At 51.5% G+C, this 20,632-nt stretch carries 15 protein-coding genes and 5 tRNA genes; 12 read left to right on the top strand and 8 right to left on the bottom strand.

Annotated elements, in window-relative coordinates; genetic code table 11:
• Nucleotides 1-42 precede the first annotated feature (42 nt).
• The 5 genes from C3B51_RS08205 (at nt 43) to C3B51_RS08185 (ending at nt 728) form a co-directional block, all read left to right on the top strand.
• Nucleotides 43-118: transfer RNA gene (locus C3B51_RS08205), tRNA-Phe, on the top strand.
• A gap of 11 nt (nt 119-129) precedes the next feature.
• Nucleotides 130-205 (top strand) — tRNA-Thr (locus C3B51_RS08200).
• Between the two features lie 233 nt (nt 206-438).
• Nucleotides 439-514, top strand: a tRNA-Phe gene (locus C3B51_RS08195).
• A 14-nt stretch (nt 515-528) separates the two neighbouring features.
• Nucleotides 529-604: transfer RNA gene (locus C3B51_RS08190), tRNA-Thr, on the top strand.
• A 48-nt stretch (nt 605-652) separates the two neighbouring features.
• A tRNA-Phe gene (locus C3B51_RS08185) sits at nt 653-728 on the top strand.
• 228 nt (nt 729-956) lie between these two features.
• On the opposite strand, the gene C3B51_RS08180 is transcribed toward C3B51_RS08185, so the two are convergent.
• Entirely contained in the window at nt 957-1,262 is a 306-nt protein-coding gene (locus C3B51_RS08180; RefSeq protein WP_125716083.1) for a hypothetical protein, read from the bottom strand.
• Nucleotides 1,263-1,389: 127 nt separating this feature from the next.
• Between C3B51_RS08180 and C3B51_RS08175 the strand changes: the two genes are divergently transcribed.
• Complete coding sequence (locus C3B51_RS08175; protein WP_125716084.1) at nt 1,390-1,647, top strand: DUF1289 domain-containing protein; 258 nt, start codon at nt 1,390-1,392, stop codon at nt 1,645-1,647.
• Here the strand turns inward: C3B51_RS08175 and C3B51_RS08170 are convergent.
• Nucleotides 1,644-2,327 (bottom strand): substrate-binding periplasmic protein, encoded by a 684-nt coding sequence (locus tag C3B51_RS08170; protein ID WP_130244717.1) that lies wholly within the window; start codon nt 2,325-2,327, stop codon nt 1,644-1,646. The two genes, C3B51_RS08175 and C3B51_RS08170, sit on opposite strands and share 4 nt — an antisense overlap.
• Before the next feature lie 155 nt (nt 2,328-2,482).
• On the opposite strand from C3B51_RS08170, the gene C3B51_RS08165 reads away from it, so the two are divergent.
• Genes C3B51_RS08165 through C3B51_RS08155 form a run of 3 tightly spaced genes read left to right on the top strand, consistent with a single transcriptional unit; the run spans nt 2,483 to nt 7,583 of the window.
• A complete protein-coding gene (locus C3B51_RS08165) occupies nt 2,483-2,686 on the top strand; it encodes a DUF3283 family protein (RefSeq protein WP_046006889.1) in 204 nt (67 codons plus the stop codon).
• A gap of 2 nt (nt 2,687-2,688) precedes the next feature.
• Nucleotides 2,689-3,132 (top strand): GNAT family N-acetyltransferase, encoded by a 444-nt coding sequence (locus tag C3B51_RS08160; protein WP_130244716.1) that lies wholly within the window; start codon nt 2,689-2,691, stop codon nt 3,130-3,132.
• Nucleotides 3,120-7,583 carry an EAL domain-containing protein gene (locus tag C3B51_RS08155; RefSeq protein ID WP_130244715.1) on the top strand — a complete coding sequence of 1,488 codons (4,464 nt, stop codon included), beginning with the start codon at nt 3,120-3,122 and terminating at the stop codon, nt 7,581-7,583. Before C3B51_RS08160 ends, C3B51_RS08155 begins: the two co-directional genes overlap by 13 nt.
• A gap of 33 nt (nt 7,584-7,616) precedes the next feature.
• On the opposite strand, the gene C3B51_RS08150 is transcribed toward C3B51_RS08155, so the two are convergent.
• The 5 genes from C3B51_RS08150 to C3B51_RS08130 form a co-directional block, all read right to left on the bottom strand.
• Nucleotides 7,617-8,564 (bottom strand): ion transporter, encoded by a 948-nt coding sequence (locus tag C3B51_RS08150; RefSeq protein WP_125716088.1) that lies wholly within the window; start codon nt 8,562-8,564, stop codon nt 7,617-7,619.
• Nucleotides 8,565-8,603: 39 nt separating this feature from the next.
• On the bottom strand, nt 8,604-11,279 hold the full coding sequence (locus C3B51_RS08145) for a bifunctional acetate--CoA ligase family protein/GNAT family N-acetyltransferase (RefSeq protein ID WP_130244714.1): 2,676 nt from the start codon (nt 11,277-11,279) through the stop codon (nt 8,604-8,606).
• Nucleotides 11,280-11,448: 169 nt separating this feature from the next.
• Nucleotides 11,449-12,162: a hypothetical protein gene (locus tag C3B51_RS08140; protein ID WP_130244713.1), complete on the bottom strand. Its 714-nt coding sequence runs from the start codon at nt 12,160-12,162 to the stop codon at nt 11,449-11,451.
• 72 nt (nt 12,163-12,234) lie between these two features.
• Nucleotides 12,235-12,753: an NUDIX hydrolase gene (locus tag C3B51_RS08135; RefSeq protein ID WP_046006884.1), complete on the bottom strand. Its 519-nt coding sequence runs from the start codon at nt 12,751-12,753 to the stop codon at nt 12,235-12,237.
• 84 nt (nt 12,754-12,837) lie between these two features.
• Nucleotides 12,838-13,890 (bottom strand): aldo/keto reductase, encoded by a 1,053-nt coding sequence (locus C3B51_RS08130; RefSeq protein WP_130244712.1) that lies wholly within the window; start codon nt 13,888-13,890, stop codon nt 12,838-12,840.
• A gap of 193 nt (nt 13,891-14,083) precedes the next feature.
• Between C3B51_RS08130 and dinB the strand changes: the two genes are divergently transcribed.
• The 3 genes from dinB to C3B51_RS08115 all read left to right on the top strand — a co-directional run bounded on the left by dinB (nt 14,084) and on the right by C3B51_RS08115 (nt 18,803).
• Entirely contained in the window at nt 14,084-15,154 is a 1,071-nt protein-coding gene (gene dinB, locus C3B51_RS08125) for a DNA polymerase IV (RefSeq protein WP_130244711.1), read from the top strand.
• Nucleotides 15,155-15,428: 274 nt separating this feature from the next.
• Nucleotides 15,429-17,120 carry a carbon starvation CstA family protein gene (locus C3B51_RS08120; protein ID WP_130244710.1) on the top strand — a complete coding sequence of 564 codons (1,692 nt, stop codon included), beginning with the start codon at nt 15,429-15,431 and terminating at the stop codon, nt 17,118-17,120.
• A 150-nt stretch (nt 17,121-17,270) separates the two neighbouring features.
• Complete coding sequence (locus C3B51_RS08115; RefSeq protein WP_130244709.1) at nt 17,271-18,803, top strand: M17 family metallopeptidase; 1,533 nt, start codon at nt 17,271-17,273, stop codon at nt 18,801-18,803.
• On the opposite strand, the gene C3B51_RS08110 is transcribed toward C3B51_RS08115, so the two are convergent.
• Nucleotides 18,800-20,434: a methyl-accepting chemotaxis protein gene (locus tag C3B51_RS08110; RefSeq protein ID WP_130244708.1), complete on the bottom strand. Its 1,635-nt coding sequence runs from the start codon at nt 20,432-20,434 to the stop codon at nt 18,800-18,802. The two genes, C3B51_RS08115 and C3B51_RS08110, sit on opposite strands and share 4 nt — an antisense overlap.
• Between the last annotated feature and the right edge of the window lie 198 nt (nt 20,435-20,632).

The following is a 20,632-nucleotide window of genomic DNA, read 5'->3' as shown; positions in this document are numbered from 1 at the left end:
CCGCTTCATGGAAGAAAGAGCAGCACAATATAACCAGTTTTAGCCCAGATAGCTCAGTCGGTAGAGCAGAGGATTGAAAATCCTCGTGTCGGTGGTTCGATTCCGCCTCTGGGCACCATTATTAAGTGTGCCGACTTAGCTCAGTTGGTAGAGCAACTGACTTGTAATCAGTAGGTCATCCGTTCGACTCGGATAGTCGGCACCATTTATTAACTCATATTTGAGTTCGACTGAAATGATAAATTTTCAGTCACTATCAAGACATTGTCTTGATATGCGTTTTACTGAAGAACGCACAATATAACCAGTTTTTGCCCAGGTAGCTCAGTTGGGCGAAACAAGACCGAAGCAACGCTTCGCAGCTTGTTGAGGTGGAGTCAGGACGACGACAGGCCACCGCTTCATGGAAGAAAGAGCAGCACAATGTAAACAGTTTTTGCCCAGATAGCTCAGTCGGTAGAGCAGAGGATTGAAAATCCTCGTGTCGGTGGTTCGATTCCGCCTCTGGGCACCATTATTAAAAGGTGCGCCGACTTAGCTCAGTTGGTAGAGCAACTGACTTGTAATCAGTAGGTCATCCGTTCGACTCGGATAGTCGGCACCATTTTTTAACTTATTCACATATGAATTTATTATGTGAGACAAAGTTTTAGCCCAGATAGCTCAGTCGGTAGAGCAGAGGATTGAAAATCCTCGTGTCGGTGGTTCGATTCCGCCTCTGGGCACCATTATTGAAAAGCCTCGCATCAGCGGGGCTTTTTACTTTGTGCTCTAAATTAAATGAGTTGGCGTAATCGAACACGCCTGCGGGTGGTTCGATGATGAAATACGTCCTTGTATTTCATCGCAAGCGGCCAGCTAAAGCTGTTCAAAGTGATTCCAGACCACTTTGTCCGCCTCTGTGCACCATTATTGAAAAGCCTCGCATCAGCGGGGCTTTTTCCATTCGGTTTCATTTACTTCTCATACATCGCATTCACGAAACAGGTGGTTTCATCTATTTGCAGTGCAACTGGCTGACCTTTTGCCTTGGCAGACAGAAGTAAGGAAAATTCTTCATTGAATGAGGCTCTGTTACGGTCAAGACAAAATCGGTTCGGCCAGGTTGGGTAACATTTACAGTCTGTTTTTGTTGTTCCCTCCATGCCAATAGAGATTGTTTTTCCATCATAGCCTATTGCTATCATCTCAATCTTGCCACTATGCCAATCTGCGTAAGCAAAACAAGGCAAGAGTAGACAAAGGGAAAGCCATTTTTTCATGTATCGTCCTATCCTAATTATACAATGCTGTTTTGTGCGTATATTATACTCTAAATTGAATTTGGCTAGCCATTACCTGAGCGTCAGTTTGATCATATATCGAATTAAGCGCACCTGATGGGTCCATATGGAACAGATTGAGATATTCGAGATCCCCAGCCCGTGCCGTGGGATTTGTGAAGTGAATAATCGGGGTTATTGCAAGGGGTGCTTTCGCAGTCGCGAAGAGCGCTTTCATTGGCATGCGCTGAGCGAGCAGCAAAAACGCAAGGTGATTGAGCTGTGCGCGCAACGACAAAAACGTGTGATGGCGGCAAAAAAACGCAGTTCAGATATTCCGCCAGCTGACAACCCGCAGCATCCAGAGCAGGAAGATCTTTTTTAAATTTGGTACTTAGCTTTAAGCATCGCCACCGTCCCTTTCTCTGCAAGGCGACTAAGCACCTCTTCCAGTTGTGGGATCAGAGCCTTGTGCTTGCTGTGCAGATAATGATAGGTCTCAATGGTTAACAAGGTCTCAATTTTAAACGACTCCAGGTCAATATCTGCCAGATGTTCACGCAAATGAAAATCTACCACCAATGCGGCCTGTACTTTGCCTTGGGTAACCAAGTTAAGCTGAGTAATGTTGTTCTTTACTTCTATCAGCTGACCATTAAAAGGGGTGCTTTGCAGATACCGGTTCGCGACCAGATAACCACTTTGAATAACTAAAGAATCAAGTTGTTTAAAGGTACATTCTAAACAGCGGCTGAGTAGCTGCAAATTAAAGCTGTATAAAGGAAACTGCACCTGAAGTAAATTGGGGTAGGCCTGAGTTACGCCATGGATCCGTCCTAGCTGCCCATCGAGTGCGCCATTATTGGCGGCGATCAGAGCACTTTGGCGGTTAAAATCCACCACCTCTAACGTGTAGCCAAGCTGCTGATAGGCTGTTTGCAGTAACTCAATGACGTATCTCGCCTGAGGGGTATCAGCGGGGCGATTAAAGTACAGCGTACGGTTATCTGTTGCTACACTGGCTGCACTGAGGCAGCATAGCAATAACAAACTGAAAATTCGCAATGGATCTCCTTGTAAAAAACGAACCCACTTACTTAGCGTGGCTTTCGCCATTCAACGCGTACTTGTGCGATATGAACGGCGCGTGTACATCAACGGATACACCTTAGCGTAATTATGATACACTTTTTACATAGATTGCTGTAACCAAATTTACTATGAGCTATAACCTGTGTAATTTATCGAGACACGATAAATATCAAATTCAATTAGAATACGAAGCTTCTTTCTGGGCTTATCAGATCAAACGCGGCAAGAATAGTCGTGAGGCCATTTATGATGCGATTAATCAGCGTCCTATCTCCGAGCAAGCGGTGCTGAAAGAAAAGTTCGAGTTTTACCTGGGGCTGATGCTGGCGTAGCCATGGAGGTTGTTGCTCAGGTACTACCGGCCGTCCAAACGCCGCTGGTCAATAAGTTTTATCAGGCTCACAAGGCCAGGGGCAAGGCGACCCGTCAGGATCAAAATTGGGTGCTCAAGGCCACAGACATTGTGGCTGCGTGCAGGGTGCAGTGCGTTTCGGGGGAGTACTTTTTGTCCACGGTGTTGGTGGCGCCCGAGTATCGAGGCAAAGGCTTTGCTCGAAAACTATTAACCGCTGTACTGGCGTCGCAACCACGCTCTTTGTATACCTTTTCTTATTGTCATTTGAGCGCTTTTTACCAAGGCTTGGGTTTTATTGTGATAGACCCTGTAACGCTGCCTCAGGAACTGGCAGAAAAATATCATTGTTATGTTGCGCAAGGGCGGCAGATCCTGGCAATGCAATATATTAACCCCGATCAGAATCGACTATGTTGCGAATAATCCTCAGCTTTATCCTTATTGTTTCGGCTTTTTTTACTCAGGCACAGGTATCTCGCCTGTCTCCGGCTGAGGGCCTGTCACAAAGTTATGTGAACACTTTGCTGTTCGACGATAACGGCTATCTTTGGCTGGCAACCGAAGGAGGGCTGAATCGCTACGATGGGTATCAGGTGTTGGAGGTTGCAGGGCCAAACCAGGATCTGAACAAAATGCAAATAGACCGCATCTATAAGGATGATCACGGTATCATCTGGATAGCCTCAGGGCGCGCTGGTTTGTTCAGCTATGACCCGGAGCAGGATAGTTATCGCCGTTACACGTCGGCCCCGGAATCTGAAGAAGACTACTTTAAAAACAGTGTATTCCAGATGCTGAGCAAGAGTAAGCATGAGCTTTGGCTTGGCAGGGCACAAAATGTGGCGGTGATGGACACGCGCACAGGCACCATCACGCAGGAGATTGTATTGCCTGTTGAAGACCCACAGATAGCGGTGCGCGGCTTGCTTAAGCACGACAACCTGTTGTTTATCGCCTCAGCCGAACGCCTGTTTGTTTACAACACCGATACCGAGCAGCTCCGTGCCATTAAGCACCGTGACAAGATCACCCATCCATTTCAGACCAACACCAAATCTCTGCATTTGCTGGACGACGATACGCTGATTTTAGGGGCCGTGATTGGCATGTACCAGCTGGATATCAGCGCTTTACGCCGTGATTTTGATGCAGAGGTGCCCTATCAGACACTGATTGAAGAACTGAATATCTGGCAAATTGAGCGCAGTAATACAGGGCTGTTACTGGGCACAGATCACGGGCTGATGCATTACGATATCGCCAGTGGCGAGGTACATCGCGATACGCGCCTGGCCAGCAGTCATTATGCGGTCTCGGACAGTAGCGTGATTTATTTTATCCGTGATGACTTTGGCGGGATCTGGGCCGCCACTAAAAAAGATGGCGCCTTCTACCTGCCCGCTGAGTCGCAGGGGTTTGATAATGTTCACCCGGGTTCCGTACAGGGCAACTTTTCGAAGGGGACGGTGTGGGGCCTGGTGGAGTACGATGGTTATATCTGGGCAGGCACGCGAGATGGCCTGACCCGCTACGACCCGCAAACTCGCACCTCAGAGCAGTATTTGGCTGGTTTTCTGGGCGATGGCTTCTATCCCGAATTTACCATTTTTGGCTTATTGAATTATCAGGATAAATTATGGCTAAGCAGCAACCGTGGGTTGTTTGTATTTGAGCCAGGTTCCGAAGAGATCTATCGGCCTCAGGCTCAGGATGACGCCGCCACAGCAGTGCTATCCGGGTTTGTCAAAGGTGCCGTGATCGTGGGGGACGGACAGCTGTATCTGGTGGATGAAAAAACCGGGTTTTATGTCTTTGATATTAATACGCAAACACTCACTAAACTAGGTGAAGAGTTTGACCGGTTTGACCCTTTCCTGAGTTATGGTTTTTACAAGCCGTTGAGCACACACCCGGAAGATCCGGTCTTTTACAGTGAAGGAAGATTGTTCCGTTATGATACGCAGGCGCATCGGCTGGTCGAAATTTATCAGGTGCCCAAAGCACACAAGCAAAGTGCAGTTGACCTGCTCAGTTATACCATCGACAAGCATAATGTACTGTGGTTGTCGTTTGCCAGACATGGCCTGGTACGTCTGACCGCAGATGGCTACGAGCAACTGCCAATGCCCAATGAGCAGCACACCGTCACCAATAATATTTTGTATGAAATGGTACAGGATGATGTGGGCATGATCTGGATGTCGTCTCACCAGGGGATCTGGCGACTCGACCCGGATAATTTCCACCTGCAGGGTTTTACTACCGCAGATGGCCTGATGAGCAACGAATTCAATGGCGGAGCGTCGGTTAAGCTGGCGGACGGCCGGATAGGCTATGGCTCTTTGCAGGGCTTTACCTTGTTTGATCCTAAGGTGCATCGCCCTACCAAATCGCTGTTAAATCGCGTCAATATTACCGATGTGGATCTGATGTCGCGGGACATTTTACCCTCGGGACTCAAGTCATTCTCTTATATTGAGCTCAATCATGACGACATCGGACTGGAAGTGTCGTTCTCGGCCATGGCGTTTACACTGCAAGAGCGCATTGTCTATGAGTACCAGCTCTCCGGTGAGCAGCGGATCCTCAGTCGTAACAGTAATCGGGTGGTGTTTCCCAAGCTCAGCCCGGGCAATTATCGGCTTAAGGTGTGGGCAAAAGATCCGCTGACTGGTGATTATACGCCGCCAGCTCAGCTTGAGATTGTGGTGCATTACCCGATATGGCGCGCGCCCTGGGCATTGTTTTGTTATGTCCTGCTGGCGGCAGCCCTGTTTGCTTTTTGGGTGCACCGAAAAAACAAGGTCGCGGGTATGATCCTGGCGGCGCACCGTGAAACACAAAACAGTGAAACGCGTTTAAAAATGGCCCTGGAGGGCAGCAACTCTGGGGTCTGGGACTGGCATTCGGGAAGCCAGTTTGTCTATCAACCTCGTTTGGTCAGTGACCTTGGTTACGACAACGAAAGTATAGTGTTGGACGAATACCTGGAGCTTATTCACCCTCAGGATCGTGCCCTGTTTCGTATTGAGTGGCTGGAGTTTGTCTCGACTGAGAAGGGCTTTATTGACTGTACATATCGGTTGCGCCATCTTAATGGACAATGGCGCTGGTACAAAGACTACGGCAAAGTAATGGTGTGGCAGGACGGGGTGCCGGTGCAGGTTGCCGGGACCTATACCAACCTGACCCGCGAGCGGGTGTTTGAAGAGCGCGCCACGCTGTTTGGGGCGGCGTTTGAACAAACCCGGGACTGGGTGATGATCTTTGACAAGCACTTGCGCATTCTGGCCTGCAACAAGGCGCTGCAACAGGCCTTTTCTGTCAGTGCCGCGCCTTCGTCCAGCACCAGCGTTACTCTGGGACTGGATCGTAATGTCAGAATGAAGTATCTGCGTGAGATCAGTAAATTAAAGGCCGATGACTTGTATGTTGCCGAAGAAACCCTGCGCCTGCCCAGTGGCGAAAAGCGCCAGGTGCTACTCAAGATCAGTGCAACCCAAGACAAGCATTATATTCTGGTGCTGACCGACATCAGCAAGCAAAAGCGGACAGAAAAAGAGCTCTACCAACTGGCTAACTATGACGCGCTGACTAAGTTGCCAAATAAAGTGCTGTTTATGGATAGGGTTCAGCATGCCATTGAGCAGGCGCGCTTATCGCGCCAGCCTCTGGCCATCATCGCGATTAAGTTCAGTCGCTTACAGAGATTTGCCGATACCTATGGCAACGACTTTCTGGCCCTGGTGACACAGAAACTGGCGGCCAACTTACAGTGTTGCTTCCGCGAAGTAGACAGCCTGGCGATTGGCAACGAGCGAGACTTCTATATCCTGATGGAGCAGCTGACGGGCGTGGAGCAGGTGATGCGTTATATACATTGCCTGCTGGAGCGCTTCGAAAAAGGGTTTGAGATTGAACAGCAGCAGGTGCATGTGAAGGCTAAGCTGGGGATTGCCATGTTCCCCGATGATGCCTGTGATGCGTTCGACCTCAATCAGGCTGCCGAGACGGCACTGAGCCATGCTAGGCAGTCGCTGGTGACGGATTATCAGTTCTATCACAGTGAGATCAATGAACAGGTGCAACGCGCCCTGGCAATTGAGCAGGCGCTCTTGAAGGCGTATCAGGAGGAAGCATTTCGTAATCACTATCAGCCGATTATCAATGCAACGCATATGTCGGTAGAGGGCTTTGAGGTATTGCTGCGCTGGCCACAGGACCCCAGTTACAGTATTGAAGAACTGGCCCACACCGCAGAGCAGACCGGGATCATTACCTGGGTTATGCTGCAAACCCTGGAAAGGGCGTTAATAGACCTTAAAGGCTGGCACACCTCGCATCCTGGTTTGTATATCTCGGTTAACCTTTCGGCGCTGGATTTTCAGTACGATGATTTACTTGCCCGGATCACCGAGATCCTCTCGCGAAATAACATCGATGGGCGCTACCTGGTATTCGAAATTACCGAGTCGGTGATGATGGCGGATGCCGAGCAGGCCATTGCCCGTATGCATGAACTCAGGGCGCTGGGCTGTCGACTCTATATGGATGACTTTGGCACCGGCTATTCCTCGCTGACTTATCTTAAACAGTATCCGGTGGACGCACTGAAAATCGACCGTAGTTTTGTTAACGACATTGGCCGGGATAAAGAACACGAAGTGATCATTCACTCCACTTTGTCTTTGGCACACAGTCTGGGTAAGTACTGCGTTGCAGAAGGGGTTGAGCAGATGGAGCAGTTGTCTTTTCTGCGTATGCTGGGATGTGAGCGCTTCCAGGGTTACTTGTTCAGCAAAGCGCTGCCAGCTGACGAGGCCAGAGAGTTATTGCGACGTAACTGGCATCAGGTATTTGTCCGTGCCAGTTGATGTTGAGGCCTGCGCGATGCAGGCCTAAGCATCTTACAGTTTGCCACCGCAATGGCGACAATACAGGTTATGTACCCGCTGGCTGGTCATGATTTTGATCGCCTGATTGGCCTCCACCGGGCTAAGGCCCAGTTCAATCCTCAGGGCTTCAAGGTGCTCTTTCTCTTCTTCATCCACCACGCCATCGCTCAGAGAATGCAGCACGGCCTCATTGAAGGCATCGCGGCGCTTGCGCAGCTGATCGGCAAAGCTGGAGGCCAGCAGACCGGTGGGGATTGCGACCATGCCCATACTCAGTAAAGTGATCACACCACCAAAAAAGCGCCCCAGCGGGGTGATGGGAACCACATCGCCATAACCGACGGTGGTAAGGGTGGCCATGGCCCACCACATAGCGGCGGGGATAGAGCCAAACTTGTCGGGCTGAACATCATGTTCAATCAAATAGATGCCACATGAGGCAACAATCAATACCAGTGACATAATAAAGAAGGCGGCCAGCAATGAGCTGCTTTCTTCTCTGAACGCGGCCAGCAGCAGTTGCATGGCGCGTGAGTAGCGAGTTAGTTTGAAGATCCGCAACAAGCGGAACACCCGCAAAAAGCGCAGATCAAACGTGAAAAACACCATCAGCAGGGTAGGCAGAATGGCCAGCAGATCGATAATGGCTAACGGAGAGAGTACGTAGCGCAGGCGCTTTCTGCTGTTGTTGCCTTTAGTGTGCTTAAATTCCAGTTTATCAACACAACACCATAGCCTGAGCAGATATTCAATGGTGAATATCGCCACCGAAATCACTTCAATGAAGAAGAACAGCGTGTGATAGCGCGCAGCCAGCGTCGGCACAGACTCCAGCACTATGGCAATGACGTTAATGATGATAAGTGATATCAGAAAGACATCAATCGCGTGTCCGGCTTTTCTGAATCGGCCGCTGGCTTCCAGCAGCGCAGCGGCTTTTTGTCTGAGTGTCAGATCCATAAGTCTATTGTTAACCTTAATAACGTGGGCGGGACTGTATTATTCGCTAGTCAGTGGCATTTTCATTACCACTGTCCCTTCTTCAAAATCCCGGCTGATGGTGAACCCCAGTTTTTTTGCCAATCCTATCATGCCGGTATTTTCCGGTAAGGTGATCCCCTCGATAGCACCAACGCGCTGGCGTTTACAATAGGCGATTGCGGCTTCCATCAGCAATTTGCCGAGCCCCAGGCCCTGACAATCAGAACGTACAACCACCGCAAATTCCGCGAGCAGATTATCGGGGTCCATCAACACCCGGGAAACCCCCAGGGTGCGCTGGGCGCTTTTATAGGGCTGGGTAATGATAAATGCCATTTCACGGTCGTAGTCAATTTGCGTCATTTTAGCCAGCTGCTCATGGGTAAACTGTGGCAGTTCACCGAAAAAGCGCCGGTATCTGTCTTCTTTACTCAGCGACTGGTCAAACTCCTGATGATTGCGTTCATCTTCCGGGCGGATCGGCCTTAACTGCGCTTGTGTGCCATTTTTCAGCATGACGGTGCGCTCCCACTCTTTGGGGTAGGGTTTGATGGCCAGTCTTTTACGGCCGGGGAGCGGCGTGAAACGTTGCAGGATAATGCTGGCATCCAGAATTAAAAAATGCCCGTCGGTTGCCAAAATTGGATTGAGCTCAAGTGATTGTATGTCTGGTTGATCGACCACCAGCTGAGAAACCCGGGTCAGCAGCGCACACAGCCGATATTTATCGACTTTTTCAGGTAATAAGCGCTTTTTCAGCACGCCTTTGTCGTAGGCGGCGGCTATCAGGTATTTGGCCAGATTCATGTTTAACGGAGGCAAAGCTACGGCAGCCTGATTAAAATTAAATCCGGTACCGGCCTCACCAAGCAAAATAACCGGGCCCACATCCGGTTCGGTTTTAACGGCAATACGCAGCTCCTGACTGCCAGCTCTGGGTGCCATCTTTTGTAATGAAAAGCCTTCAATGATGGCATCTGGATAGGCCTGCTTGATACGCAGCAAAATGGCAAAGGCGCTTTGCTCAACTTCGTCTGCGTCATTCAAATTAAGGACCACCCCGCCGACCTCGGATTTCGAGGGAATAGAGGGGCTGATCAGCTTGAGTGCGACGGGAAAGCCAAGCAGCTGGGCCTGCTCTTTGGCTTCACTGGGTGTCAGCGCAATGTCTGTATCTATGCATTCCATGCCGTAATGACAGAGGATCTGACTGGCCTGATGGGTTGATAGCTGAGTCAGTGACTGGTCAAGGTAGCTGTCTATCTGTTGCTTTGCACTGTGGCTGTGGATCAGCTCATCCTGACTGATAGATTCAGGGGTTTGAGTCAGGTGTTTCTGATTGCGACGATAGCTGATCAGGTGCATAAACGCGCCCACGGCACCTTCGGGGGTGCGATAGGTCGGGATACCGTGCTCGACGCAGACATCACGCGCTGCAAAGGCGGCTTCTTCACCCATAAAGTTGGTCATCACAAAGGGGCGAGCCATTTTGGGTAAAGTGGCCAGAGTCTGGGCAATGATCTGGGCATAGGCTTCGCTGGGTGCCAGTGCCGATGGCGTGTGGATGATCAGTAAGTTTTTGACTTCGTCAGCTTTGAGTAAAATCTCCAGTGCCTGCTGATAGCGGTGGGGTGCCGAGTCGCCGAAAATGTCAATCGGGTTTGCGGTATGGTTAGACTGGGGGATCACCGCATTGAGCGCATTAATGGTTTTATCACTCAGCTCGGCGAGTTTTCCACTGCGCTGTAACAGCGTATCTACCGCCATGATGCCTGGGCCGCCGCCATTGGTGAGTATGGTGAGGTGTTCAACCTGTAGCAGTTTAGGATGCAGTGCCAGGGTTTGTGTGGCTGCAAATAGCTCCCGTAAGTCGGTCACTCTGAGCATACCTGCGCGCTGGAACATAGCATCGTACACGGCATCGTCTGAGGTTGAGCCACCGGTGTGGATCATGGCCGCTTCGGCACCGGCCTGGGTACGGCCGGTCTTGATGGCGATCACAGGCTTGCTAAAAGCGGCTGCCCGGGCCGCGGAAATAAAGCGCCTGACGTCTTTGATGTTGTCTATGTAAAGCAAAATTGCCTTGGTTTTGCCGTCCCGGCCGAACAAGTCCAGCAACTCATCAAAGTCAATGTCGAGGCTATCTCCGAGGGAAATAAAATAGGAAAATCCGATGCGTTTACTGTTGGCCCAGTCCAGTATCGTGGAGCAGACGGCAGCAGATTGGGAAATAAACGCCAGTTTTCCGGCATCGGCGGTGGTATGGGAAAAGCTGGCATTCAGCCCTAAGTGTGGGACCAGCATGCCCAGGCTGTTTGAGCCCAGCAACGTGATGTGCTTTTCTCTGGCCAGTGCCTGTAAACGTGCCTTTTGTTCTTTGTCGAGCCCGGCGGCAACAACGATGGCGTTGCGACAGCCTAATTCAGCCAGCTCGGTCAGGACCTGGATCAAGGTCGACTTATTGGTGCAGATAACGGCCAGATCGGGCACCTGAGGGAGCTCGGCAATGGTCGGGTAGGCCAGTACGCCCTGTACGGCCGCGTATTTTGGGGTGACTGGCATGATGGGGCCTTTAAAGCCACCGTGTAGCAGGTTGCGCATCACCACATTACCGGCCCGTCCTGGGTTGCTGGAGGCGCCAATCACCGCCACCGAGCTGGGATTAAAAAATTGACCGATGCGCTTGATACTCATACTAACTCCTTGACTTGCCAGACTATGGGCGGGCTATTTGCTAAATATTAATCGCTTTAGTGGCAGGTTGCGAGTCCAAGCTGGGATTGTTTTGATCTCAGTCGAGTTTGCGTGCAGTAAGGTACACCACAAATATGGTAGGCAACCTACGTTGATGAGGAAACAAAGCTTAACGTTTGTTCTTCAGCCACTTTCCCATCGCGGCATCATAGGCGTCTGTGATGGCTGTTTTATCGCAGGTGCTGCTGGCGGTGAGCCAGTTCTTAGCAAAGCCTTCCGGGGGCGGATTATTGGGGTCACCCTGAACTTCTTTGTAGCAGCGGTCTTTTATGCGATATTCGGTAAAAATGTGATTCTGAGACTCTATCTGTCGTAGCGGCTGACCCAGTGTTTGGTGAGATCTGGGCACACTAAGGCGTTGTGGTCGAGGCTCTATGTCTCTGGATACCGGCTGAGTTAAGATGTGCTGACGCAGTCGTGACAGACCCAGTGCCGGGTCGATCCGTTGGTATTTTTTGTTCGATTGCCCACCTGCAGCCTGCGCTGGTTTTTCAGGAGCTGAGTTGGTGCTGCTGGGGGGATCTGCGACTGAGCTCTCTGTGATGGCGTCGGGCTGGCTCGATTTGGCCGGCTCAGGTAAAGGTGCAGGGCTGACAGCGACAGTCTGTTGTTCGGGTCGTTGCTCAGGTTTGGTGACGGGAAGCGGCTCAGGATCGGCTTTCTTCATATCTGATTTTTGCGCTGGTTGCTCTACCACCAGGTAGGTTTTAATCGTCGGTTCAGGCGGCCCAAGAGGGACCACCACGGTTTGCTGGGCCAGCAGCCACAGTATGATTAAGTGGCAGGCGATGGAAATAACAACTGCACTGAGCCATGAACGCATCACTTTTCCTTAGTGTCCTGAATTTATTATTCTGTTTTATAGTCAAAACACTGTTAGGACCTGAGCTTGTGATCAAAAGTTCAGTTTCATCAACTCCGTTGCAATCAGTTTGAGCAACCGGGTTTCACGGAGCAGGGATTGTCCCTGTTTATCGCTGTTTGCCAGTACCGCTTCATTGTGGGCAATGGCCTCGGCAATCTCGACCCATTGCGGGCGCATGCCATTGTTTATCTCATAATGTTCCATATCTGGTTCATCAAACTCGCCGCAAATTTCACACAAATAGCAGTGAGAAACGATGTGTACATTATCAAAGTCAGGCTTATGCCAGCGCTGATATTCTTCATACACGCCAAAGGGGGCAATGTTGGTGACCGAGCGCGCCCCGGTTTCTTCTTTCACTTCGCGCACTAAGGCATCGGTTAAGGATTCCCCTGCATCGACACCACCACCGGGCAGAGTGTAATCGTCGTATCTTTGCGTATAGAGCAGTAAAATCTGCGACTGACGGGTAATAATGGCTCGTGTTGCCGGTCGGGTAAAGCAAGTGCCCGGCAAAGGCAAAGCCGGGGCTGGATTAAGAACGCGCATGACAGGGTCCCGAAAAAGTGCCGAGTCTAGCACATTTCGGGTCAGGCGACAGCGCCTGGGTACAGCCTGTCGGGCGCGCTATGTTTAATAAGGCAGTGGGTAGGCCTTGAGCACAGTGTCAATTTCAGCCAACGCTTCCGGTGGCAGTGTCAGATCAAACGCTTTTATGTTCTCTTTCAACTGGCTCATGGTGGTGGCGCCTATGATGGTCGAGGTAACGCCATCGACCTGGTCGCACCAGGCCAGTGCCAGCTGGGCTGCCGTGAGGTGATGCTCTTTGGCAATCTCCAGATACGCCGCGGTGGCTTCCTGTGCAAACTGGGTATCCCGGAACAAGCCATTACGCTGGATCAGGGTCCAGCGCGACCCTTGCGGTCGGGCACCTCCCAGGTATTTGCCCGACAACGCGCCACCGGCAAGGGGTGACCAGGGCAGATAGGCAATGTCTTCATGGACGCAGTTTTCTATGATGTAGGGCCAGTCCTTCGCATGTAACAAGTTGAATTCATTCTGGATTGAAACCGGCCTGGGCAATTGGTGCTGGTGTGCCAGCTGCAAGTATGTATTGATCCCCCAGGGGGTGTCATTAGACAGCCCCCAGTGGCGAATTTTTCCGGCATAGATACACTGCTGGAGTGCGCCGAGTATCTCGTGCATCTCATTTCTGTGTTGCTCTGTGGATACATCACTGAAAGTGATCATACCGGGCCAGTGTTTAGAAAAGTGCGGAGAGGTGCGATTTGGCCAGTGCAGCTGATACACATCGATGTAGTCGGTTTGCAGCCGTTTCAGCGAGGCGTCGACCGCTGCCACAATGGCCTCTGCGGTTATAGGCGCGCCGCCACGGATCCAGGCCAGCCCCGACCCGGCGATTTTAGTGGCAATAATGATGTCCTGGCGCTTTTCCGGATGACGACGTAGCCAGTCTCCGATGATTTCCTCGGTCTTACCATAGGTTTCAGGAGACGGCGGGACGGCATACATCTCGGCGGTATCGATAAAATTAATACCTTGTGCGAGTGCGTAATTGATCTGTTCATCGGCATCGTGCTGATTATTCTGCACACCCCATGTCATGCTGCCCAGACAGACACGTGACACCTCCAAATTAGAATGACCCAGGCGGCTGTACTTCATAGTTGCTCCTTGTGTTAAATAGGTCTGGCGTATCGGCTCAAAATACATATTGATACGCAGGCATTGTCTGACCAGTTTAGAGTATTTCCCAGTAAAATACAGATCAGATGCGACGACAAATAATGAACAATCATATTGCCATTATACGATTCTTTGCACATAATAACTGTATAAATAACCAGTTATTAAAATCATGCGTAAGTTTATCCATGTTGATATGGACTGCTTTTATGCCGCGGTAGAAATGCGCGATAACCCGGCGCTGGCCAATGTGCCGATTGCGATTGGCGGGAAAAGCCATCGCGGCGTCTTGTCAACGGCCAATTATATCGCGCGTCAATACGGGGTGCGCTCTGCTATGTCTAATTACAAAGCCAAGCAGTTGTGCCCTGAGCTGGTGATTGTGCCGGGGCGGATGGCGGTGTATAAGGCCGTGTCTGCGCAGATCCGCGCGATATTTGCGCGTTATACTGAACTGATTGAGCCACTTTCCCTGGATGAAGCCTACCTGGATGTGACCGACTGCACTGTGTGTCAGGGCAGTGCGACCTTAATTGCCCAACAGATCCGCAGCGATATTTATCGTGAAACTGGCCTGACGGCCTCGGCCGGTATTGCGCCCATCAAATTCCTGGCCAAAATTGCCAGTGATGAAAACAAACCCAATGGCCAGTATGTGATCACCCCGGATGATGTCGCCGGATTCATTGATACCTTGCCACTGAAAAAAATCCCCGGTGTGGGTAAAGTCACACATGAAAAGCTCCTTGCAATGGGCTTGCAGTATGGCCGTGACGTCAAGTCTTACAGCAGAGCCCAGATGACGGACCGCTTTGGCAAATTTGGCGATGTACTGTGGCGGCGTTGTCAGGGCATTGATGAGCGACAAGTAGAAACCGAGCGCATTCGCAAGTCGGTCGGGGTTGAAACCACCTTTGAAAAAGACATCCAAAGCCTGGATGCGCTCAAAGACATACTGAGCCTGCGGCTGTTGCCTGAGTTACAGCGACGGGCTGAGCCCTATCGCGGGACGCGGGCCTTCAACAAGCTGGGCGTTAAGGTTAAGTTTTACGACTTTTCGCAAACCACCAAAGAGTGTCAGTACCATGAGATTGATGAAGGCGTGCTGTTTACTTTACTGGAGCAGGCGGTTGAGCGCTTTGGCAGCAAACCGGTCAGGCTCATAGGCATTCAGCTGGGCCTGGGAGAGGCGGCCTCTGCTCAGGCGCAATTGGGCCTGTTTGATGTTCAGACCTTCGACTAAAAGATAACAAGGACTGTATTCTGCGATTATTCGCCGGTGTGCTAGGGTATAGCTTATCCGACTACGCAGACGTACTATTTTGTGCGATACCACCAGTGGTAGCCTGGTTTTATGTGCTTAAATAACACAAGTGCCAGCGCCACGATGGCGTCAATTCAATTTCGCTCAACAGGCTTGTGATTGCCGCAAAGTAAAGCGGGTGGTATCAGGCAATAACGGACTGAGTCAAAGCGGACACCAAGAACAACAACAGGACCACAACAGGGGGAATACAATGCAGTCAATCATGATCGTGCTGTTTGGCATACTGGGTATGCTGTTTGGCTGGTTTGTCTATTCAAAGTTCATCGCCGAAAAAATATTTAAAATGGACGATAAGTTCGTCACACCGGCGCATGAATTAAACGATGGAATAGACTACGTACCGACTAATAAAGTGGTGCTCTGGGGGCACCACTTTACATCTGTGGCGGGAGCTGCGCCAATAGTTGGCCCGGCCATCGCCGTGTACTGGGGCTGGGTGCCAGCCGTTTTATGGGTGGTATTTGGGACCATCTTTTTTGCCGGGGTCCATGATATGGGCGCGCTGTGGGCCAGTGCCCGGCACAAGGGCAAGTCTATGGGGGCTTTGTCTGAAACGGTTATCGGCAAGCGCACCCGCTCACTGTTTATGATAGTGGTCTTTTTAGTGCTGCTGATGGTAAATGCCGTTTTTGGGGTGGTAATAGCCAACTCTTTTGTGGCCAACCCCAGTGCCGTATTCCCTGCGTGGGCGGCCATTTTAGTAGCGCTGGTGATTGGTCAGTTACTGAAACGTCAGGTGCCGCTGGTGCCCCTGTGTGTCATTGGCGTGGCGATTCTGTACGCCAGTATTTACGTGGGGTCGGGCATGCCGCTGGCACTGCCCAGTGAGTTGTTTGGCCTGGCCGATAAAGCCAATTGGATCATTATCCTGTTTATTTACGCAGCGGTAGCGTCTTTGCTGCCCGTCTGGATGTTATTACAACCACGAGATTTCATTAACGGCATGCAACTGCTGGTTGGTCTGGTATTGCTCTATGGTGCGGTATTTGTGGTTATGCCGGATATTACGGCGCCGGCCTTTAATACCCAAACTGCGGTGGATACGCCGAGTATCATTCCTTTGTTATTTGTGACGATTGCCTGCGGGGCCGTTTCCGGGTTCCACGGCATAGTGTCATCGGGTACCAGCTCCAAACAGCTCGACAAAGAAACGGATGGTCGTTTTGTTGGATATCTGGGCGCAGTGGGCGAGGGTTCTCTGGCATTGATCACCCTGGTGGCCGTGAGTGGCGTGATGCTGGCGGTGTCGCCTGAAGAGTGGCACGAAATATACAGTCACCTCGGCGCGGGCAGCGTGGGCGCGTTTATCCAGGGGGGCGCTAACTTGATCAGCAACGGTTGGGGACTGTCGGTGGAAATTGCGTCGACCTTGCTGGCGGTGATGGTGGTGTTGTTTGCCGGTACTACCATGGACTCTGGCGTGCGTTTGCAGCGATATATCATTCAGGAATGGGGTGAAATTTATCAGCTCAACGCACTGAAAAATGGAGTGCTGGCCACTTTGGTTGCGGTAGGTTGCTGCTTGTTATTGGCATTTGGTGCCGGTGGTGCGTCGGGCAGCGGCGGTATGATCATCTGGCCTTTGTTTGGCTCGACCAATCAGATTCTGGCGAGCCTGACCTTATTGGTGATCTCTGTGTATCTGATCAAACTGGGTCGTCCGGCCAAGTTTACACTGATCCCCATGATCTTTGTGATCCTGATGGCCTTTTTCGCGGGTGTGATTAAGCTGGGTGAATACTACGAGCAAGGTAACTGGTTGCTGGTGGCACTCGATGTAATAGTGCTGGTTGTCAGCGTTCTGGTGATGCTTGAAGCCTGGTCTGTGGTCAGTAAGCTGAAACTGCAAAAGGACGACAGTGCAACAGCCCAGTCGGATTAATGCCCGCTTTGGGTTTTAGCGCTGTCCCAGGCAGCGCTAAAAGCAGATAATGCACCTCTGTGTGCTCCGGCATTTGTCCCTAAGGCCTTGGTTCTTGCGGGCAAATAACCGATAATCAGCCCAGCATTTTAATAACCAAGGGCTGATTATATGTCTTTTCCTCTCGCTTTGCCGGTCAGTGACTGGCAAGTTCAGGACGCCGATGCAGTTATCGTCGTCACTTCCGATGTCTCAGATCTTGCCAATGCGGCACTAAACAGTGCAGCAGCCCCTTATCTGGCGGTTGACGCACGATTGCGTACCAAGGCCAGCTTACTGTTGGCAGACGGTGTGCCGGGCAAGCGTCTGATTGTGTCACCAACAGGCCCGCTTAACCGTGACTATGACGACGTACGACGCTTTTTTGAAGCGGGTAAAGCTGCCGTGCTGGAAGCCAAAGCCGCTGGTACGGTAAAACCGGTATTGATGGTGGCAGGCGTACCGAGCGATGCACGTTATCAGAATGCCCTGGAAGTGGCTTACCTGGGCGCGTGTCAGGCACTGTGGCAGCCGCTTGAGGCCCGTGAATACCGTGGACCGGCAATCGAGCCGATTGAATCTATTGCGTTGCTGGGTGCCAGCGATGAGCAGTGTCGTCAGCTGAACGCCATAGCTGCTGGTCAGTACGCAGCCCGGGACCTGTGTGGTACCGAACCTGAGCGTATGGCGCCCCCTAAGTTTGCGGATTACTGCGTTGAGCTATTCAAAGATACCTGTGTCAGTGTTGAAGTAGTAGCGGATCCAGCGACCATCAACAAAGATTACCCAATGCTTGGCACTGTTGCGCGCGCCTCTTACGCGGTAGAGCGCCATCACCCGCGTGTTGTTAAACTGGTTTACACCCCTGAAGGTGACATTGAGCGTACCCTGATGTTTGTGGGTAAAGGCCTGGTCTATGACACTGGTGGTGCAGATCTCAAAGTAGGCGGATTTATGGCGGGCATGAGCCGCGATAAAGGGGGCGCAGCCTCCGTTGCTGGTTTTATGAAGTCTGTGGCCGATTTTAAGCCAAAAGGGGTTAAAGTGATTGCGTATCTGGCCGTGGTACGTAACTCGATTGGCTCTGATTGTTTTGTGCCAGATGAGATCATCACCACGCGCGAAGGCGTAAAAGTACGCATTGGCAACACCGATGCGGAAGGGCGTCTGGCAATGGGTGACTTGCTCAGCGAGCTCAAAGACATGGCGACTCAGGAAGTTAACCCTGAGCTGTTTACTGTGGCAACACTCACCGGACACGCAGCCCGTGCGGTAGGTCCTTACAGTGCGTATGTGGAAAATGGCCCGGCGCGTGCACGACAAGTGTCTCGTCAGCTGGCTGACATTGGTGACCTGTGGGCCGACTGCGCAGAAGTCTCGCGCAGTCGTCGCGAAGATTATGACTTTGTTCAGCCACGCACTCTGGCGGACGATGTTTTATCGAGCAACAATGCGCCGTCGGCTGTCACTGCCCGTGGTCACCAGTTCCCGATGGCTTTTCTGGCCATTGTGGGCGGGCTGGATAAACATGGTAGTGACTCTGAATTGCCACTGCCTTATGTGCACATGGACATTGCAGGTAGCGGCGTAGAAGGCGGCGACTGGCAGCATGGTAAGCCAACCGCAGCTACCGTCAGCAGCCTGTTTGCCCGTTACTGCCGCTAAACCTTAAAGCGCTCTACAATCTGGGCAAGCTGATGGCTTGCCTGTTTGAGCGATTTACTGGCCTCTGACAAAGTCTGTGTGGTGTCGAGTGAGTGATGGGTTGCGTCCGACAGGTCGCTGATACGTACATTCACATCGGCCGCCGCACTGCTTTGTTCTTCTGTGGCCCGGGCTATCAAGCCATTCATTTGCAGGATCACCGTGATCAGGCGTTCAATCTCATACAATGCCTGCTCTGCCTCATGTACCTGGTCGACCGTACTGCTCGACAGGCGCTGGCTTTTCTGTACCGCGTCCACCGCCGCCTGAGCGCCTTTTTGTAGTTTCTCAATCATTGACTGGATCTCATCGGTGCTTTGCCCGGTGCGACTCGCCAGAGTGCGTACTTCATCGGCGACCACCGCAAACCCACGACCCTGCTCGCCCGCCCGGGCGGCTTCTATGGCCGCATTAAGCGCAAGCAGATTGGTCTGCTCCGATATGCCCCGGATCACGTCCAGCACAGAGCCAATATGTTGGCTTTCTTCTGCCAGTGCCTGAGTGACGACACTGACTTCTTCAATGGTGCCGGAGAGCGTGCCAATGGCACTGATGGTTGTACTGACCGTTGCTTTGCCCGTTTCACTGGTGCGCATTGCATCACCAGCGGCCTGCTCTGCGGCCTCGGCATGCTGGCTGATCTCTTTGATCTGCGCGCTCATTTGCTCCACGGCCGTTGCCACCTGGCGGCTGCTGTCATTCTGACGCTCGATGTACTCCAGATTGACCTCGCCGGTGTTATCGACCCGGTCTGCCAGTGCCTCCACCTCTGTTGCATTGCCTGCCACGGCGGCAATAGAATGGCGCATTTTAAAGGTATAAGCATTAAAGAAGCGAGACAAACGGGAGATCTCATCGCGGCCATGTTCATCCAGCTGTTGCGTTAAATCGCCTTCTCCCTGGGAAATGTCGCGCATCATATCAGCGGCAGAGCGTATCGGCTGTAAAATGCTGTTGCTGATCACAAAGTTCAGCACTATCAGCACGACCAGCAACGCGACGATGTTGAATATCATCTGATTGCGCAGCTGGGCGAATTGCTCGTCGATACTGTCAAGATACACCCCGGAGCCGACTATCCATTGCCACGGGGCAAAGCCTTTTACATAGGAAATTTTGTCGGCCGCAGCAGACTTGCCGGGTTTGGGCCATTTGTAGGGCACAAACCCGTCTCCCTGTGCGTTAACAACGGCGACCATTTCCTGAAACAGCGCAACGCCGTCCGGGTCTTTGCTGTCTCTGACCGATTGTCCGTTGAGCTGAGGTTTAAAGGGGTGCATCACCATACGCGGATAATGGTCATTGACCCAGAAATAGTTATTTTCATCGTATCTTAGCGCCTTCAGGGCGCTGAGCGCGGCGCTTTGTGCCTCGGCTTCGCTGAGTGTTCCGCTAAGTTGCGCCTGGTGAAAGTGGGCTATCAGGCTGTGAGCCGTTTCGACCAGGTTTTTGGTCTTTTCGTACTGCTGTTGACTGAGCGCCTGATATTGTTGCTGCAAGTTCATAACGCCCAGTGCAATCAGGCCAAGCACCACAACCCCCACCAGCATAGCAAGGCGGCCAAAAATGGTGAACTGTCTTAAAAATGCCATAGCTGAGGCTCCTTTTGAAAGCACAAGGTCGTGCTGAACAGACTGATATTGCATAGTTTGCAATAAGTGTGAGGGTGGAACTTGTTCTAAATCAAGTGAATAATATATTTACAGAGGAAAGGAAAGAGCAATTAGCTATTTGTCGAATAGTGCAGGCAGAGAATTATGCGTATGAGGGGCGCGGGCCAAAGCGGGCCC

The organism is Pseudoalteromonas rubra (assembly GCF_004212645.1).
In the GTDB taxonomy this organism is placed as follows: Bacteria; Pseudomonadota; Gammaproteobacteria; order Enterobacterales; family Alteromonadaceae; genus Pseudoalteromonas; species Pseudoalteromonas rubra_G.
Note: the sequence above shows the minus strand (reverse complement) of the source record. Positions and strands in the feature narration are given on the sequence as shown.